A 17041-nucleotide genomic window follows, 5' to 3' on the forward strand; every position below is an offset into this window, starting at 1 on the left:
TTTAGATACCAGCTCCACCAGAACCACTACCGAAGTCACTGGCAGTCATGTCAGGGTTGGTACCCTTGAACTGCTGGTAAGTAGTAGATTCACCATAAACTTTAGTGATCTCCGCATGCGGATCGTAATCCTTAGGACAGTGAGCAAATACTGCCTCACCATAATCAAAGCCTACACCCATCCAGTACTCACCAAAGATCCTGGCTTCATAGTCCTGCTTCTGCACGTCATTGATCACCTTGTTAGGTGCATTGATGTGACGAAGTTTCACCATGTTTGCCTTAGGAGTGGCGAACAAGATAGGAGAACCATACATACCGTCCATTTCCGTAAGGATATGTCGGCTGTAGTCGATTCTATCAGAACCATAGTCATGATCCTGTGTGCCAGAGCCCGTGCCCCACTTGTTTTTGTAGGCCTCTCTGTACCTCATCCTAAGCTCATAAGAGCAACCTACATTCATAGGCATTGTGCGGAATACAGGCGCCATCCACTTGAAGAAGTCAGAAAAGAATTTCAATACTTCTGCGTCAGTAGCAGTCTTGTAGTCAAATCCATCTCCGTCAAAGAATCGGATATTGTCCGGATTACCTCCTGATCTGTTGGTTGCAAGGATGGTCTCAAGGCCGTCCATGGATTTCTCCGGAGCCTGACCCGCATCACCTGCAGTCACACCAGACCAGTCTAGTTCTTCATACTTTCCTTTGAAGATCATTCTCAGCTCGATGTCTTGCATTAATTGAGGATAGATCAACTTCTGCCAGATGTAGTAGAAGATTGGCATTTGATCCACTGCCAAGTTTTCCCTGTACATATCAAAGATGTACGAGGTAAGCACCTCAGAAGGCACGATAGGCACGTTGATCTTGTGACGACGGTTCTGGATTTTCAACGGTCTGAACTTGGACTTACCAGACGGTGTCCATTTGTTGCTGAACTGCTGAGATACAGAAGTGATCAAAGCTTGAACAGCCCTTCTCTCTGTCACGGCTTGCGTCTCTGTGAAGTACTGCGAACTGGTGAATCCCTGGAACACGGTATCCAGCATGGCGAAGTTATTCGCTCCCTGGCTTAGGTAGGTTCCAAATTCCTGCATCAAGTCTGCCACGTCTATAGTGGCCCCTTCTGCCATGTATCCGTTTTTCAGGAAGTCAGAAAGCTGACGATAATGAGGCTTGCTCATGTCTACTTTCATAATGGACCTTACACCCTCTTTCCTGGGAATGGCGGCGGCCACCGGTGGCACTTCGGGTTCCGGAGCACTGCTGAGCTGCACGATGCTCGCTTGCAGTGTTTTCTTGTCTTTCTGCGCCTGGGCTAGCTGTGCCTGCAGGGCTGTTAGCTGCTCGGTATTCTGTGCTGCATTGTGATCAGTGATGGCGTCGATAAGCGGTTGCGGATCTGTGCCAGCCTGATTCATGGATGCCTTGAACTTGTCAACGAATGGCTGACCGAGCACATCGGCAATGACTTGTCCCTGCTCTTCAGAGAGGGTAAGATTGCCGGACTCATCTTTCCCAAACTCTTTGAGTCCAAGAAGTCCGAGTACGATGGCTTGCATTTTTTTGAACATCGGAATAAAAATTTATATGAATTGTTTTGCGTGAGACTTTGCTAGGGCTATGTCTATAGCCGTTGATTTACTGCCTACCTTGTCGATCAGCCCTATGTTTAGAGCATCCTGTGCGAAGTAGGTCTTGCCGTTAAGCACTCCCTTTGCAGAGAGATCTAGCTTACCGGACCTGTTTGTTTTGATGGCATTTTGGAAGCTCCTGGCAAGTGGATCCAGTTCGGTTTCCTTGATGAGTTCGTATTTCCCCTCAAGTGCCAGGTGAAAGGCTTCATTCTTGTTTTCGCTCTCTGAGCTGTAGATGTGATGCACTTTGATGCCTTCCTTTTCGTAGTAGCCCTGCACATCGTGAAAGGTACACATCACACCAATGGAGCCTACTTCTGAGCTGATGCCATTGTCTGCCACGATGTAATCACAGACCGAAGCTGCCCAGTAGGCCGCCGAACAAGCCATGTCTACAGAAGCCACCACGGGCTTGCCGTTGGCTTTGGCGAGATTGACAGCGTCCACTATGGGCGCTATGGCATCCACACCACCCCCGCCGGAGTCTATGTCCAGGACGATGGCACCAATATTCTTGTGCGTAGCAGCTGCTCTGATGTATTCGGCGATCTCCACCATTCCATATTCGCACAGGGTGCCGTATTTCATCATACTCCCCTTGATGGGAATCATGGCCACGGAGCCTTCAGGAGCACCATCATAGATACCGCCGGAGGCCTGCTCTTCTTCCTCTTCATCATCCAGATCCATCATCAGGCGGGAACTTTCCACACCCGAAATGCTCATGGTGGAGAGGTTGATAGCCCTTTTTTGTCTGGAATTTCTATCCACCTTATTGAGGACATCAGAAGCCTGCATTCCCAGACCAAGAGCGATCTCCGGACGCATAAAATACTTGCCCCGGAGGATCTGATTCATTAGTAGAAATTGCCAGTTAGCTGCTAGACGTGTCATAGTAGTACTTGTTTGATACAAGTTTACTATGAGACACCCAAAACGTAAAGGACAGCACTATGCCAGGAGATTGGATCTATCGAGTCTTTCCTGCTCTGTGAGAGCGCCAGAGTGGTAGCCAAAAGCCAGGATCCTGTCCGATCCCTCAGAGGAAACCGTCAGGTCTGCGGATGGCACCACCGCTTCCTCACCTATATACACCCCATCCTTATAAGTCTTCACCGTCTCAGCCACCGGATCGATGTACTTCAGGACACCTTCCCCGTTTCGGATTTCGAAAAGGGAGTAAGGGGAAGCAATATTGATAAGACCCGGAGCGGAGTAGATGTCGGCAGGGCGGGTGACGGGGGAGCCGGAAGTGGCGATGTAGGAGGTCATCACCTCACCCTTAGTCAGCTGGACGCCAAAACCAAACATAAAGGAATTTTCAAATCCAGAAACAGTGTAATCAAACATTCTAATGTAAGGAGATGAGGAACCAACTTCGGAAAAATGAAATACAGAAGTTCTATACCAATCATTTTTTATTTTTTGAATAGACCCTTTATCACTGTCATAAACAGGCAAAATAACACCCAAATTAACATCGAAATTAACGCCAACCCATTCGCCATTCAAATTATAAAAACGGATAAAATTTTGATCATGATCGCCCGCTTTATTAAATAAACTAAAATTATAAAAAGATTCCTCATTTAAATTTAATTCCTCGTATCTTAAATTAACAACACCCGTTCCAGCTTGTAATTTCTGTGCGTTTAATAAACCTTCAGGTGATTGTTCACCGTCAGTTATAGTAATGTTTGAAAGCCCAGTATTTAAGTTTAAATTTGAACTATTCTCTATTAAATTAGTTCCTTCAACCTCCAAATCAACCCCCAGATATTTCCCCACATCCGCAGGATCATAAGTAAACCTCGGTCCACCAGTTAAGCCTGTTTTCAGTATTCCATTCTTATCAAATGCACTGCCATTTTCTCCTCCTGAGGAGATGATGTCATCACCCACGAGGCTGTATATCTTCTTATCCTTGTGAGCAAAGGGTACATTGATCATGTCCCAGTCAAAAGCCAGGACCTTGTCCACTATTGGTTTCACGTCCGTAAGCCGGGCGCCCATGGTGCCGTCGGTGGCTTTTACCCTGGCATAGGCGTCAAATAAGGCGTTTCCATATTTGTCGGAGAGTGTTACAAAACGAACACCTCTGAATAACACCCTGCCAGGGACCGGCTCCGGGTCTGGGTCGGGATCTGGATCTGGATCCGGGTCCGGGTCAGGATCAGGCTCCACGTACTCATAACAACCTATCCCGGGCGTTCCGGGCACATCGTTTCCATCCAAGTCAAATTCCAAATCACTGTCCGTACCTGCAGCGATAAGTGCGGAACCTTCAGCAGGTCGGTAGTTTTTACCAGCCATGTCTACAAACATCGCTGACTGCAGTGGAGAAAGACTGGTGATCACAAATCCACCTCCGGAACCGATCAGGTTCCCATATACGGTATTGATAATGGTGGTGGATGATCGCCTGTCTATGGTGCCGGGCACAGTGCAGTTCCTGATGATGGTGCCTGAGGTGTCACTGAAGACTACTATCCCGGGAGAGTCTCCCAGGTTACTCATTTCAATAAGGGTGTCTTCCATCCCTTCGTGCAGGTGCAGCCCATAACTGGATCCACTTGAGTTGATTACATCTATATTAATGAAGAAATTATTTTGAGGCGTTTTGTCGCCTCCATTGCTCACTACCTGACATATGCTTCTTGTACATCCATCTATCAGGATGTTTTTGAAGCCGGAATTCTTGACTCTGTAGCTGTCGTCCAGCCCATTATGCGAAACATGCCGGAAGGGATTCATTGCATCTCTATAGCCTTTCAGGTAAGCCCATTCTATCACGTGCTGCTCTGCCCTTATCTGCATCCCTAAGCCACGCTGATTGTCGCTGACTTGTTGATCTATATATTTTAGATCAACATATGGGGCATTGGCAGGGCTTAGGGGTGTTTCTGTGTCGGTAAGCGTGGTGTAGCATCGGAAATTTCTTCCAATAATTCCCCCTCCTTCAAGTTTGATGCCCCTGTATTTGCTGTCGTAGGTTTCTATATCCTGAAACACAGCCTCTATGTTTCCTGCTCCTACAGATCCGGGATTGTTTTTCACCCAGAAAAACCCATCTTCCCATTCTGTGACCATGGAGCATTTCAGCCTGTGAAATCTAAGCCCCTTGCCATACATTCCTACCTGGTAAGGATACCAAGATCCATCACCATCAAATGTGGTCTCAATGTCCATTATCCGGACATTATAAGCTACCCGTTCTGGATAATCCCCTGCAGTAACAGTAGTTCCATTGAGCGTAGAATCAGAAACATCACAAAAACGTTCACTGGTAGCATTATTGCTCCCATCTATGATGGGCCTGGCACCTTTCCCATATGCCCCTAGCGTGATGTAGTCCGGTCTTGATCCACCCACTAGCGGATTCCTTACCTTTGTCCAGTCTTCAAAGGTTTGGCCTCGCTTCCAAAGGTAATATTTCCCCGCTGTGCCCCACTCTATCAAGTCTCCTCCATAGAAGTGATTGCTCCATCCTCGGTAAGGATCTGCCCTGGTACCGGATCCATTCGTGCCGGTAACGGTACTGTCAAAGAAAACACAGTCTGCAGCTGCTATTCTGTCCACCTTGCAAATGGTGTCTTGGTAATAGGTTTCAAAGAGCTTCACCCTCACGGTGAGTAATCTCGATGCCGTAAAGAGCGAGGCATCATCTATGAAAAGCTCACCCGTACCATGCCCAATCGAAAATGCACCGTCTGAATTACCCCCGATGATGGAAAAGGTATAGGAACCATCCATTACAGAGGTGCCAAACCTTCTGTTGTAAAACTTCTGATGAGACCATAGGAAGTTTACTTTGCCTACGTTATCATCATCTTCACAATTGTCCGGCAGGATGTAATATTGATGATATACATCAGCAGAGGAGGCTATCTCTGCCACCGTTCGGATGTCGTCAGTATGGGTGATCGGGTGTTTGAAGTTCATAGTTACAGGGTGCTAAATACACGGTCTTCATCGTCTCCGGTGTCGCAGCCAAACATGGCCACGGGAAATCCATTCATAATGGTCCAGCCCATTGCTGCTATTTTATTAGCGGTAACGGGAGTGAGTGTTTCGTAAGATTCCAGGTCTGAAGTCCGGAGAATAAAGCCATCTGCACCATATAGATACAGGTAATCGCCAATCACAGACATCCCGGAAGTCTCCTGATCAGGATCGTCAGGAGTGAGTTTCTCTGACCAGGTAGTCCCTTTATCCTCACTTACAGTGATGTATCCGGCTGAGGACACCCCTCCTCTTCTGAGAATGATCTTTCCTTTGAAAAAGGTGACGCCGTGAAAAATCCGATTGGTAGGTGGAGAAGTGGCTGTGTAAGTCACTCCAAAATCATCTGAAAGCTGCACACGGTCTGTTCCGTCTTGAGAAACCATCACCACCTGCCCATCGCTGTAGTCTATCCCCATGTGATCGTTGGCTCCGTCTGCAGTAGCAGCTGTCCAGCTGGCTCCATCATCTGTGGAGTAGAGCGCTTCACCAGACCGGGCGCAAGCTACCCACTTTCCTAGCGCAATGTGCTTGACGGAAGTAAGTGTATAAGTACCTGGGGCGGTGATCGTTGAAAATGTAATTCCACCATCTGTACTTCTTCTTATATTGCCAGGACCTCCGGACCTGGCTACCAAAATGATTGTTCCCTGATCCGAAATATCCATCCCGTAATACTCCAAGCTACCCGTTGCTCCACCTTCTATGAATAACTTACCATCTTGTGATACATAGAACCTATTTCCAGTCCCATTACTTGAAATGGCATAAAAGCAACCCCTTCTACCTATTATTTTTCTAAAAGAAACCTCTTTTGTGTCTGCCGTCTCGGAGAAAGTGAAAGCCCTGGGCTTTCTTCCCTGGATGGCAGAGGCTTCATATTTGAAAAGATCTGCCGATGCCAGGAATTTCATTGATCCTTTGGTAGGCGTGGCATCCCGCATGATCTCCCATGCGTCTATGTCTTTATTCTTTTCAAACTGAAGGCTATTGAGACCGGTACCCTGTAGGGCTGAGCTTGGAAGTTTGTCTTCCTCATCCTCGATGGCTGCCAGCTTATCCACGATCATGGCCCCCGTGTCGGGAGAGCCTGCCGGCCCCTGCTCTCCTTGTGGTCCCTGAGGCCCTTCGGGAAGAGGTTCGTCTGTATTGTATTTGTTCAAAATTATGTCTTTGAACATCTGCGCCACCATGGTTGGGTCGATGGTGTTTTCCTCGGTCTTGTTACCGATGACATTCGCTTTTGCGATTAACTGATTGTCTGATAGAGCTGTCATGATTTCTTAGGTGAATTCCTGAGTGAACTCAGGTGTGAAGATGCCCGTTCCGCTGACATTCACCAGTCGGAATGGATAAGACCAGAATTTATGGGTGAATTGAAGATTCTTTTGGGATAGGCTGTGGTCTTCCGTGAATCTGACGGGATGATCCACGCTACCTATTATAAGTGTGGGCTTGCCATCTGAGAAGTCTATCCGGACAATCACGGGATCTGCAATAAGCCTGCGCTCACTGAGCCAGGTGCGGAAGCTGCTGGTATAGCTCCTCCCGGCTTTGCCATAGTCTTCGCTAATGCTGAGACTGGGAGGCTTGCTGATGGCCAGCTCCTGCCATGCTGCAGAAACCAACACCCCTCCGGAAGGACTAGACATGAGCTGGGCCACTTCATCTATAGATGCGTAACGCACTCTGCATATGTGATTAAGAGAACCTAGCATATATTTTATTTTTATGGGTAAAATCCCGATTTTTACGAAATGTTTTTTCGCTTAATTGACTAAAATGTTTTGCATACCTGACTCAATTTTCTCATTTCTATAGTACGCCTTCCTTGTAAGCATTCCACATCGCTCCTTGAGCAGTCGCAACTCTTCCCGATACTCTTTCTTCTTAAGTGTCTCGTGGTCATGCATCAAGTTGGTAAGATTGCGTGAAATAATGAAGGACTCTATTATATGCTTCTGCAGCAAACCCAGCTTTTTGCCCTTCAGGTAATACCTGTCAAAGTCTATATTGAAGAATACTTCCAGCAGATCATTGATCCTAATGAGGTCTTCCCTGGAATAACGCATATAGTAGTTAGCGGCGTTTTTTAGGCCGTCAGATTTGGGTAGGGTGAGATTGACCGCCTCTGGGATGGGTTCCGGCTTCTGACTGGTGTAGCGAACGAAACTGCAAAGGATCTTACCAAAATCACTGGCACGACCTATGCCATAGTTCCCGGATTCATCTTGGGTGAAAAGAAAATCAAAATAGGCACGGAGCAGGGGCTTATTGATTACGAGCTGAATGTCCATTGTTTTTTTTAACAATTTAACCATTTCTCCCAACCATCGCAAATCATTCTCTTTTTGCGAAATTTATTTTTTTTTCTTTTTTCCAAACAGAATAACTTGAGTAAGGCTGGAAATTTTTGTAACCATGTAACCTTGTATCTTTAGGTGTCTATCTTATTGATTGTCAGTGTTTTAAAAAGTTACATTCTTAAAAATCATTTTGTGCCGTGGTTACAGATTTTTGTAACCGAAAAATTGGAGATTTCAGGTTACAAACTTTTTTGTAACCTTGTCTCCTAGGAAACAAAAAAAATAAGCTGTTTGTAACCTTGTAATTATTTGATTTTCAGGGGTATTATAATAGTTTTCTATCTTTTAGATACAGAGTTACAAAAATTTAGTGTAAAATATAAATTATAAGGTGCAGGAAAAAGCATACAAAAACGGGTCTCCCCTAATGAGAATACAAAGCGGCGTCCCTGCGTGGTCTGGTGATGGGTTGACCTGGTGATAAGTGAGCGGGGCTTTGGTGGTTTGTAACCGGGCTGAGCTGTGTGGCGGGACCTTGGGTTGATCAGTACGACTGTGAGGGATTGGGCTGGTGATGAGGGGTTACTGGGTTACAGGATTTTTGGGTGATTTGGAGGGGTGAGGGGGAGGGATGCAAAAACACCTGCAGAGGGTTCTGCAGGTGGGTTGTGTGTTTTACTGATTTATGGTGCGCCTGGTAGCTTCCACCTCTTCATCTGTGAGATGGCGGTGGGGATGATGTCGGTCATAGATGGCCAACAAGCTTCCGAGGTGCTCCATGAGCAGTGCGACGGTCTGCCGGTCCTCATGATCCAGTACCTCTGAGAGTGGCGTATCCAGGGAGCAGGCGGTGCTGATCCGGACAAGTGCCATCAGTGGTGGTGTGAATGATCCGTGGATGCTGCGAAGGTTCTCCACGGCTCTGCCGTAGTCTTCTGTGATGTTTGCTTGTTCTGTGTAAGTCATTTTACAGAATGTTTAGATAATAGGCTGAAAAAGAAAACGGCTCAGCCTTTCCCGTTGACTTACACCTAAGAGGCAGCAAACCTATTACAGGTTTGCACGGGGGTACTGAGCCGAGTATATAAGAAAGGCCCGGGCATAAAAAATGCCTGCAGCGCTATCACGGCAAGCAAGATACCTGCCTCTTAGAATGTAAGTCGCTGCTAATATACGGACAAAAGAATTCTTATACTGCGATGAAATTCATCTCATATGTGATTCGTTACTGACTCATTTCGGGTTTAAACAGTTCCGGTTGTTTTATAAGCTCTTTATCAATAGAGCTGAGTTGAGTGCTTACCGTTTTCCTCCTGTTCTGTAGTTCCTGCAGCTGTTTGTATTTTACGTCCTCTTCTTTCAGCGATTCCTTGAGCGTGTGGATCTGCGTATCTATTTCCTTACGCTGTAGCAGGAGCTCCTTACGATTGGTGATGGTGCCGTGAAAGTGGTCATACAGCAAGTTGTAGCAGGTTTCTTTGTATTTATTGAGTTCTTCGCTGTCAGATCTGAGAGAAAATATCCATCCGTAGACGTATTTTTCAGGAATGCAGGTCATTTTTCGGAGTTGATTATTGCCTTTTTCGCCTACCTGCATGTGCTGTATAGCACATGCAGGTCCTAAAATCGGGTCTTTTTTTACGTTTCTATAGGACCTGTCCGCGTTAATATTTAAAGCTTTACAAATCGGCTTTAATGCTATCCAGTAAGTACCATCTACATTTAGGAAGATGATGTTTTTACCATTGAAGGATAAGAATTTTTGATGCGTATTCATGATTTTAAGGGGTTTTGGTTGTTTAATTTGTTTTTGGTATTGGATCTAAGTTTACACCTACAGGGAGTATTTGAATTTATCCCCACCATTTGGTGTGGATATTTCCGAGTTATCTCCTCCATATGGAGGGGATAACGCTTCTTTATTGTTGCTTTTTGGAGTCAATAAAAGAGCTTCAATAAATTTTTTAGTGTGATCGGCTTTAAGAAAAAAATCAATTCTCTTATCAAAAATATTAGCCATCTGGGTGGCGTTAACCATTACACTGTCATTGCCTGATGGGAGGAAGTCTACTTCCTTTTCTTCGTAAATAAATTTTATAACTTTCATTTTGATGTTTTAGGTTTTAAATTACTCGTACCTGCATTTGCTGTATAGCAAGTTCAGATATATTATTTGGTCTGTTTTTTACTATTTTTGGCTACCTGCATTGGCTGTACAGCCAATGCAGGTCCTATAATTGGGTCGTTTTTAGCTTTTTTGGACGACCTGGTTTTCATTATTCTCCCACCATTTGGGTGGAGAATAAATTTAAATGAGCACCATATGGTGCTTGATTAGCTTTTGAATGAACACTATTTGGTGGTCGATCAAGTTTTGATCGCCTGCCAAATGGCAGGCGATTAGCTCCTGTTTTGCTCTATTATATCGTGGCGGATGTGCCACGATATTAAATAAACCAAATAGCGACCAGAACGCCTCCCATCATGGTAGCGAAGAGATCCATCCAGTTTTCTAAGGTTATGGTCTTGTTGCGACCGTAGTCCCAGACTTCTTTCATGATGCCTATTTCTGTGGCGTTTCGGATCATCTACCAGGGGCTGTCTGTGTAGAATAGTGCCAGCGCAGCTGCTACAGCTCCTAGAGGGAAGTGAAGCAGGATCTTCTCAGCGTGTGGGAACAGGTGTATGATGGTGCTGATTGTTTTTTTCATGATGATTTAGTGATGATGTTATTTTGTGATGTAGTGATGTGGTGATCGGTGATGGAGTTTAATTCTATGTCGCTGCTGACTTCATTTCCCCAAGCGCCCCATCCTGATCTTTTCTGCCTAGCAAATAGTTCAATTTTATCACCTGGAGATACTTCTTCTATAAGATTGTAGAAATACTCAGGTTTTTTTGAATGCTTAGGAGCTCCATTTTCATAAGTTCTCTTTACATTATGCCAGGTGCTTCCTATTGATTTGTCTGCTTTAAGATTTCCCTTTCTAGCGAAAATCAGGTATTCAGTGGTTATCCTGAATGCTCCTCCTAGACCTCCCCCCATTCTATTCTTGGCCCATACAATAGTTGTTGAATATTTAAACCCCCAACTTTCTATAATTTGAAATACTTTCGGTAAATGGGAATTAGTTACCCAAATATACAAATGGGCGTTTTTAGCTGAAATGGATTTGACATCTAGATTTTTTATAGATTCAATTGTCATTGATGGATAACTAAGTGATCTGCTTTTGTTAGAATGAGGCACAAACACTTGAGTTCCATTTTTCAGAACGTATCCACCTATAGGTCTTCCTGCTTTAATGTTCCACGGTGGGTCTGCATATATCACATTGTATTTTTTCATGATTTCCAAAGGTTTTTGATGTGATTGATGATTGATTGGATGTGGTCGTAGGAGTCCCAGTATATCTGGATGCTTACTTCTCCTCCGAAGATGGCTATGAGCAGGATGGTGCCGGTGGTGGCCAGGAGGGAGAGGTAGATGTAGATTTCGAAGATATTGGCGAAGAATGCTTTTACTCTTCGCCTGGGGAATAGCTCATGCCTAATGTTTCTTAGGTGTCGCTTGATGTCTGATTCGAACATGGTTTATCTTTTTTTGTAGACAGGCCATTTTGCTTTGTGGGCTTTTTGGTAGGCCTTTGCCGGGTTTCTTGGATTGTTTTTGTATGGCTCTGTTCGGTAGCTTGCACAGCTGCTTAGTAGGAGGATTGCGATAATGAAGATTGCTTTTTTCATGGGCTTAGGGATTTAGTGATCTTGTGATTTGGTGATCTTGTGATTTGGTGATCTGGTGATCTGGTGAAAGGTAAAAGGATAAGACAATCATGCAGGCTATCAGAAAGAACTGCAGAACAACGAAGGCGATGATTGCTGCCAATGCTTGTAGCGCATCATCTGAATCGGTTATTTTGGGATTGTTTTTCATGGGGTTAGGGGTTACAGGGTTACTGACTTTTTGGATTGGACTGGGCGGTGAAGGAGGCGATGGTTTTCATGTAATCTACCTCTGTTTTGGCCAGATCTATTAGTGTTTTGACGTTGGCGTTGATCTCCTTGGCTTGTTCCAGGTATTCCGGTTTTTTCTGGATATTCTCTATGTTGTCCATCAGGATGGCTTCTATCTTGGATCCTGATCGCTGGATGAGAGGGACAGGGGCAACTTTTACTAATTCACCCCCTTCTACTACTTGAATTCGTTCCATTGACTCGGCCACATCACCTGCCAGAATAACGATGTCCTGGCTGTCCAGGGTTAGCTTGAGTGTCTTGTCTCCCATTGCCCACCTGATCAGGCGTCCGGACTTTCCGTCCAGACTGATGTTTTTATTTTTCAGACTGTTTAGATAGGTTTCCATTTCGTAGATTTTCATTGATTTTTCTGTTTAGAATGATTTGATTTCTTTTGATACTGATTAGTTTGGGATGTTTGAGCAGCTCTTGTCTGAGTTCCTTGTCTTTTGGGGAGAGGTATAGGGCTATCATTCCGTCAGGAAGATTGAGCGCTCCTGAATTCTTCTCCATGTGTTCTGCTCTGCTGATAGGCTCCCAGTTTTCGGGAGCTGCATTCATGCTGTCCCCATCTTTTGCTCTGAGGATCTTTCCCTCAGGGACTGGACCATGGAGCTCTTCCCACCTGACCACATGGAGCATTTGCCAGTTGGCTTCTGAGATCCTAATCCACTGGTAACTGATTCCCTTACTGTCTTCACGAACAGAGATAGCTCCATCCTCCTTGGTGTTGTGGGGTTTGTTTCCTTTATGGAATCGGGTGGGCTTGGTTTTCTCTATCTGCTCCGGCGTCATGTAATCGGTCTGCTTCTTGCCTTTGTTGAAAGCTTCCTGGCCTTTCTTGAAATAAGAGCGCTGCTTGTTTCGCTGAATTACTTCTTCCGGGATCTCCAATTCCATGGCTTTGATTCGTCCCATTACCCCGGTGTAGCTTCTGTTCATGTCTGAAGCAAGGGATTTGATAGGGAGCTTGAGATAATGTTCTCGGATGTACTTGTCTTCCTCAGCCGTGAATGTGGTGGTGCCTACGGGGTTGCCTCGCTTTGCGTCACTTACGCTTTTGGGTGTTTTCAATCCATGTTTTTTTTGATACCTATGGACCACACCTTTCCCTACACCAAAGTGACGGGCCATTTCATTCCCGGTCATGTGCTGGTGGTTCTCCCGGATAAATGCTTCTATTTCCGGTGTTATCTTAGTCCTTTGCATAATTTCTTCTTCTAAGCTGTATGGTGGCGTCCATGTCCCAAAATTCTACAGGACCGATGCCGGGAAAATGAAACCATTCGTATGCCCGTACTTCGGGATTGTCCAGGGCATTGAAGAGGATTAGAAGTCTGTCTCCATCCTGCTGAATCACCCGGCCCTCCGGGATTAGCCCTGTGTATTGTCGCTGTGCGCATGAACTGGTTACCATTACTATTAGCATCAGCCAGATAATTATTGCTATAAGGCTGCTTGTGAAACATCCGGTACTTTGTTTATTATTGCTTTGCATGATTTTTTGGGGTTTAGTGATGTTGTGATGTTGTGATCTGTGATTTAGTGATTTGGTGATCGGTGATCTGGTGATCGGGTTAGGGGTCGGGTTTGGGGCTGTTGTTTAGGTAGCCGTTTAGCCTGGCGTCTACAAGGGACTCCATTTGTCGGGAGGCGTCCAGACAGGCTTTTCGTTCCGACCATAATTTTGGGTTGGCTTTACCCATGGCTTTGGCTTGCTTGCTTAGGGCAAAGAATCTGGTTTGTTCTTCTCGCATGTCTTTGACTGCTATCAGGAAGCTGGTGTCTACTGTGATTTTCATGATGTTTCTGCGATGTTTAGTTCTGGTTGTAATAATATCTTTCCTTGCTTGATCATCCGGCTAAGCCAGATCTTGTCTGTCTTGTCGGATACCACCCGGGTAATGAGCCCGGTACCGTTTTCTAGTTTCTGGAAGTACACCATGTTCATTCTTCTGGTGTTTCGAACCGGGTCTATGAATTCCTTCATAGATGCCGCTGTTTTGAGTTTGAGTGGGATTTCTTCATACATATTAAAATGCTTCTAAGGCTTCTGTGTCGTCTCCCGGTGTCAGGTTTTCATTACCTGGTGTGGGAGGGATCTTGACTGCTGAAGGTGTTTCGGTGTTTCCCTCTTCTCCTGAAGAACTGATGTAGATCATCTCCATAGAGGTAGGTGTGCCATTGACGTCTATCTTTCTGATTATCCGGCCTGATGCGTTGTGGAACTCTTCCGGATCCAGCTCATAGCCGTAATACCTTACCCAGGCTCTTAATGCTTTTGTGAATTTTTGTGATGTCCACTTACTGCCAGAAGTCTTGATATAATCTTCAAAAGCGTATTTTTTAGTCACGAACTCATTTAGCCTGTCTGCGAGGTAAGTGTCTCCCCACTCATGGAAGGCGGGCCCCATTTCTGAAAGAAGGTTTCTTTTCTCCACATTCTCCATCGGCGGATCTATCTTGCTGTGCTGCATGTACAGCTGACAGCACTGGATCATGAAATTGTAGAAGTCGTTCCACTCCTCTGCTGTGTAATCCGGGCCAAGGATGTTTTTGCCAAATTCCTCCCGGGGATTACGGCTTTCATTGAAATATCCGTCTTTGTTTTCGTGGTAATAGTCTGCGAAAACACAATACAGGATCCTCCTGAGCGTAGAGCTGTCTATGTTCCTTAGTGGGAAATTGGAACTGAAAGCAAACTTGGGAGACTCTTCGTAAGGGATTTCATAGGACTTATTGTTCTTGGGGTTGACGATCATGTTTCCGGTGATATCGGAAAAGAAAACATCAAACTTCAGGTACTGATTGGCATCATCTACAAGGATGTAATCTGTATGAATCGTTACCCGGTCATACATGTGCGGATTCTCTGTCATCTTGGGGTCACGGCCTCTAAGGGTCACTGATTTCATGAACCTACTTACCGAACCCATGGCGATGGACTTACCCGAACCGCCGTGAGATTCTCCTTCGTCTGAAATGCGATGATCCATGGTATAGATGGCCCAGGGACGGGAAGGATCCTTGTACCTGTGAAGCAGATAACCGAGTACATACATCTTATTCACGAGGTGGTGCTTTTGCTCCAAGATCTCTTCTTTGTCCAGGTTAGGCCCGGCGATATTGAATAGATTCTCCTTTTTGTATTTGGCTATTTCCTCGGCTGTTTTGCCTTCCAGTGCATCTTCTAGTTCCTTGCGCCAGTGTGTCCGGCTGGTATTTATCAGGAAATTGAGGAAGGTATTGTCTGTTTTCAGGATGTCAATGTCCCACTGCCCATCATCTGTCTTGGACACCTTGAAGTGAGGGTCTTGAGGCTTGAACCGGTGCTCTATGACCTCATCATGCCAGACGTACTTTTGCACCTCCCCGAGCTTGTGGACCTTTATGGCTTCCTTGCTGACTTCGACTGTTTTGTTTTCGAAGAAAAAGAATTGAGTGTCTTTGTCGTAATCCGTGAAATCTACCTCTGTCATGGGTAGGTTTGACATAGATGCGTCCTTTAGCTGGCTACTTCTGTAGAACACGTCCCTGAGTCCTTCGTCCAGGTATCTGTTTTCAAGAAAATTATTGATATACGTTTTGACTTCATTCACTTCTATCTCCCGAACGATGTTGTCCTGGATCTGAATGAAGATGTAGCCCATCTTTTCATTTTTGTTTTCAAGCCGGTAGAAACCATTATTGGTTAGGAAATTATATAGCCTGGTGTTTTTCTCCTGGAACTTGGACTGCCAGTTTCCGGCCTTGTCTACCCAGTGCACTTCGTCCCAAAAACGATAAGGAATGGCTGTGCGAACAAGTTGCTTGAAATCATAATAGTTGAAGTGCTTGAGGTAATCGCGGACATCTTTGGAGGGGTTGCCTCTTTTGTCCGGGAAACTCCTCAGGTCTTCCGGTAGCGTGATGGTGTGTAGGTCCAGGTGCTCCATGGCCAGCCGGTGGGCTTCACGCTTACCGGTGAAGTCTATGTCTGGCATGTTCATTACCTTTTCGCAGATGGCCTGCAGCTTTTTGAAAAGCTTGTCAGTAAGCTTGGCTGTTTCGGAATTTGGCCAGACTACCTGGTAACTGATCATGGCCAAGTTCATGGCATCTGACCCTCCTGAGCAATAGATGATCTCCGGAAGTTTCTTTTTCTTTTTGGCTTTGGTCTGCTCCTCATCATCTTCAAAATCGTCTGACTCCTGCAGGTCTTCATAGGCCATATTGCAAACGCTCAACCCATGAAGGAAATCGCTTTTGCGCTTGCCATAATACATGAACCTGCGCCCCTTATCCGGACTGAGTGGTTGGTAAATCTTTTTGAAATCTCCTTCGTCCCACATGTAGATGGGATACTTCTCTGTAGCTGCAATGGTGGTGACCTTCCTGTTTTTGACTACGGAGTAGGAAATCAAGGAATAGAAATGATACCTTCGGAAAACCTTGTACACCTTGTCTGTATCGATGGCGGCTATACCTGAGCTGTCTTTGACGACTTTGCCTTCTTTGTTCCTAAGGACAGGGACTACCTTCTCTGCAAGCACTGTGCGGATCTCGAATTCTGTGAAATCCTTTCTTACCTCAAAGTACCATTCTCCGTCATTCTCCTGAGGCTTTGCGTCTCTACTGGAAATCTCAGGCTTTAGGATCTCAAATTTGGTTTCTCCGGAGACGCCATACCTGGAAGCGAGTAACTGCAGGGCTTCCTTGAAGTCTACCCCCTCCTCTTCCATGCATATGTGAATGCCATTTTTGGGCTTTTGATCCCCTCCAAAATCCGTAACGACCCAGTTTCCGTCTTGCAACTGCTTGAGCGTGGCGCTGGCTGTTTTCTCGGTCTCACGGACTTTGAATTTCTTGCCTTTCCTACCTACACAGCTCTGGGCCTGGGGAAAGTAGTGAAGGAGAATTTTAAGGCCTCCATCGGTGGCTTTGAATATGTCTGATTGTTCTATATACATTTAGAAAAGTGATAACTGATGCTGAAAACCTGATTTGATTGCCTGCCTTACATAATACCTATCCGGCTCGGGGATATCATTTACTGAGTGGTATGGGGTGTGGATGGTTAAGGTCTTGAGGTCTACCTTGT

Annotated in this window: 18 protein-coding genes; 1 reads left to right on the plus strand and 17 read right to left on the minus strand. The window is 45.4% G+C overall.

Annotated elements, in window-relative coordinates:
* Position 1: 1 nt before the first annotated feature.
* The 10 genes from ACYVHJ_RS04630 to ACYVHJ_RS04675 all read right to left on the minus strand — a co-directional run bounded on the left by ACYVHJ_RS04630 (position 2) and on the right by ACYVHJ_RS04675 (position 11293).
* Positions 2–1573 (minus strand): hypothetical protein, encoded by a 1572-nt coding sequence (locus tag ACYVHJ_RS04630; protein WP_460512961.1) that lies wholly within the window; start codon positions 1571–1573, stop codon positions 2–4.
* Between the two features lie 12 nt (positions 1574–1585).
* Positions 1586–2530 carry a S49 family peptidase gene (locus tag ACYVHJ_RS04635; RefSeq protein ID WP_460512963.1) on the minus strand — a complete coding sequence of 315 codons (945 nt, stop codon included), beginning with the start codon at positions 2528–2530 and terminating at the stop codon, positions 1586–1588.
* A gap of 57 nt (positions 2531–2587) precedes the next feature.
* Complete coding sequence (locus ACYVHJ_RS04640; protein ID WP_460512965.1) at positions 2588–5578, minus strand: phage head spike fiber domain-containing protein; 2991 nt, start codon at positions 5576–5578, stop codon at positions 2588–2590.
* 2 nt (positions 5579–5580) lie between these two features.
* Positions 5581–6915: a WD40/YVTN/BNR-like repeat-containing protein gene (locus tag ACYVHJ_RS04645; RefSeq protein ID WP_460512967.1), complete on the minus strand. Its 1335-nt coding sequence runs from the start codon at positions 6913–6915 to the stop codon at positions 5581–5583.
* Positions 6916–7407: 492 nt separating this feature from the next.
* Positions 7408–7935: a hypothetical protein gene (locus ACYVHJ_RS04650; protein ID WP_460512970.1), complete on the minus strand. Its 528-nt coding sequence runs from the start codon at positions 7933–7935 to the stop codon at positions 7408–7410.
* A gap of 684 nt (positions 7936–8619) precedes the next feature.
* Complete coding sequence (locus ACYVHJ_RS04655; RefSeq protein WP_460512972.1) at positions 8620–8910, minus strand: hypothetical protein; 291 nt, start codon at positions 8908–8910, stop codon at positions 8620–8622.
* A gap of 259 nt (positions 8911–9169) precedes the next feature.
* Complete coding sequence (locus ACYVHJ_RS04660; protein WP_460512974.1) at positions 9170–9721, minus strand: phage antirepressor N-terminal domain-containing protein; 552 nt, start codon at positions 9719–9721, stop codon at positions 9170–9172.
* 57 nt (positions 9722–9778) lie between these two features.
* Positions 9779–10051 (minus strand): hypothetical protein, encoded by a 273-nt coding sequence (locus ACYVHJ_RS04665; protein WP_460512976.1) that lies wholly within the window; start codon positions 10049–10051, stop codon positions 9779–9781.
* A 340-nt stretch (positions 10052–10391) separates the two neighbouring features.
* Positions 10392–10532, minus strand: coding sequence for a hypothetical protein (locus ACYVHJ_RS04670; protein WP_460512978.1), 141 nt, complete (start codon positions 10530–10532; stop codon positions 10392–10394).
* Positions 10533–10651: 119 nt separating this feature from the next.
* Positions 10652–11293 (minus strand): methyltransferase-A70 family protein, encoded by a 642-nt coding sequence (locus tag ACYVHJ_RS04675; protein WP_460512980.1) that lies wholly within the window; start codon positions 11291–11293, stop codon positions 10652–10654.
* 41 nt (positions 11294–11334) lie between these two features.
* Between ACYVHJ_RS04675 and ACYVHJ_RS04680 the strand changes: the two genes are divergently transcribed.
* On the plus strand, positions 11335–11487 hold the full coding sequence (locus ACYVHJ_RS04680; RefSeq protein WP_460512982.1) for a hypothetical protein: 153 nt from the start codon (positions 11335–11337) through the stop codon (positions 11485–11487).
* Positions 11488–11538: 51 nt separating this feature from the next.
* Here ACYVHJ_RS04680 and ACYVHJ_RS04685 read toward each other — a convergent pair whose 3' ends face one another.
* The 7 genes from ACYVHJ_RS04685 to ACYVHJ_RS04715 all read right to left on the minus strand — a co-directional run bounded on the left by ACYVHJ_RS04685 (position 11539) and on the right by ACYVHJ_RS04715 (position 16910).
* Entirely contained in the window at positions 11539–11688 is a 150-nt protein-coding gene (locus tag ACYVHJ_RS04685; protein WP_460512984.1) for a hypothetical protein, read from the minus strand.
* A gap of 209 nt (positions 11689–11897) precedes the next feature.
* Positions 11898–12323, minus strand: coding sequence for a hypothetical protein (locus tag ACYVHJ_RS04690; protein ID WP_460512986.1), 426 nt, complete (start codon positions 12321–12323; stop codon positions 11898–11900).
* Entirely contained in the window at positions 12277–13170 is an 894-nt protein-coding gene (locus tag ACYVHJ_RS04695; protein WP_460512988.1) for an HNH endonuclease signature motif containing protein, read from the minus strand. Before ACYVHJ_RS04695 ends, ACYVHJ_RS04690 begins: the two co-directional genes overlap by 47 nt.
* Positions 13157–13459, minus strand: coding sequence for a hypothetical protein (locus ACYVHJ_RS04700; RefSeq protein ID WP_460512991.1), 303 nt, complete (start codon positions 13457–13459; stop codon positions 13157–13159). Before ACYVHJ_RS04700 ends, ACYVHJ_RS04695 begins: the two co-directional genes overlap by 14 nt.
* A 79-nt stretch (positions 13460–13538) precedes the next feature.
* Positions 13539–13763: a hypothetical protein gene (locus ACYVHJ_RS04705; protein WP_460512993.1), complete on the minus strand. Its 225-nt coding sequence runs from the start codon at positions 13761–13763 to the stop codon at positions 13539–13541.
* Positions 13760–13993, minus strand: coding sequence for a hypothetical protein (locus ACYVHJ_RS04710; RefSeq protein ID WP_460512995.1), 234 nt, complete (start codon positions 13991–13993; stop codon positions 13760–13762). Before ACYVHJ_RS04710 ends, ACYVHJ_RS04705 begins: the two co-directional genes overlap by 4 nt.
* A gap of 1 nt (position 13994) precedes the next feature.
* A complete protein-coding gene (locus ACYVHJ_RS04715) occupies positions 13995–16910 on the minus strand; it encodes a hypothetical protein (RefSeq protein WP_460512997.1) in 2916 nt (971 codons plus the stop codon).
* Positions 16911–17041 lie beyond the last annotated feature (131 nt).

The sequence above is a fragment of the Cyclobacterium sediminis genome (genome assembly GCF_054781075.1).

What these genes read in the sequence shown, in the direction of transcription:
- ACYVHJ_RS04630 (WP_460512961.1), bottom strand. Translation starts at nt 1,573, where the DNA reads ATGTTCAAAAAAATGCAAGCCATCGTACTCGGACTTCTTGGACTCAAA.
- ACYVHJ_RS04635 (WP_460512963.1), bottom strand. Translation starts at nt 2,530, where the DNA reads ATGACACGTCTAGCAGCTAACTGGCAATTTCTACTAATGAATCAGATC.
- ACYVHJ_RS04640 (WP_460512965.1), bottom strand. Translation starts at nt 5,578, where the DNA reads ATGAACTTCAAACACCCGATCACCCATACTGACGACATCCGAACGGTG.
- ACYVHJ_RS04645 (WP_460512967.1), bottom strand. Translation starts at nt 6,915, where the DNA reads ATGACAGCTCTATCAGACAATCAGTTAATCGCAAAAGCGAATGTCATC.
- ACYVHJ_RS04650 (WP_460512970.1), bottom strand. Translation starts at nt 7,935, where the DNA reads ATGGACATTCAGCTCGTAATCAATAAGCCCCTGCTCCGTGCCTATTTT.
- ACYVHJ_RS04655 (WP_460512972.1), bottom strand. Translation starts at nt 8,910, where the DNA reads ATGACTTACACAGAACAAGCAAACATCACAGAAGACTACGGCAGAGCC.
- ACYVHJ_RS04660 (WP_460512974.1), bottom strand. Translation starts at nt 9,721, where the DNA reads ATGAATACGCATCAAAAATTCTTATCCTTCAATGGTAAAAACATCATC.
- ACYVHJ_RS04665 (WP_460512976.1), bottom strand. Translation starts at nt 10,051, where the DNA reads ATGAAAGTTATAAAATTTATTTACGAAGAAAAGGAAGTAGACTTCCTC.
- ACYVHJ_RS04670 (WP_460512978.1), bottom strand. Translation starts at nt 10,532, where the DNA reads ATGATCCGAAACGCCACAGAAATAGGCATCATGAAAGAAGTCTGGGAC.
- ACYVHJ_RS04675 (WP_460512980.1), bottom strand. Translation starts at nt 11,293, where the DNA reads ATGAAAAAATACAATGTGATATATGCAGACCCACCGTGGAACATTAAA.
- ACYVHJ_RS04685 (WP_460512984.1), bottom strand. Translation starts at nt 11,688, where the DNA reads ATGAAAAAAGCAATCTTCATTATCGCAATCCTCCTACTAAGCAGCTGT.
- ACYVHJ_RS04690 (WP_460512986.1), bottom strand. Translation starts at nt 12,323, where the DNA reads ATGAAAATCTACGAAATGGAAACCTATCTAAACAGTCTGAAAAATAAA.
- ACYVHJ_RS04695 (WP_460512988.1), bottom strand. Translation starts at nt 13,170, where the DNA reads ATGCAAAGGACTAAGATAACACCGGAAATAGAAGCATTTATCCGGGAG.
- ACYVHJ_RS04700 (WP_460512991.1), bottom strand. Translation starts at nt 13,459, where the DNA reads ATGCAAAGCAATAATAAACAAAGTACCGGATGTTTCACAAGCAGCCTT.
- ACYVHJ_RS04705 (WP_460512993.1), bottom strand. Translation starts at nt 13,763, where the DNA reads ATGAAAATCACAGTAGACACCAGCTTCCTGATAGCAGTCAAAGACATG.
- ACYVHJ_RS04710 (WP_460512995.1), bottom strand. Translation starts at nt 13,993, where the DNA reads ATGTATGAAGAAATCCCACTCAAACTCAAAACAGCGGCATCTATGAAG.
- ACYVHJ_RS04715 (WP_460512997.1), bottom strand. Translation starts at nt 16,910, where the DNA reads ATGTATATAGAACAATCAGACATATTCAAAGCCACCGATGGAGGCCTT.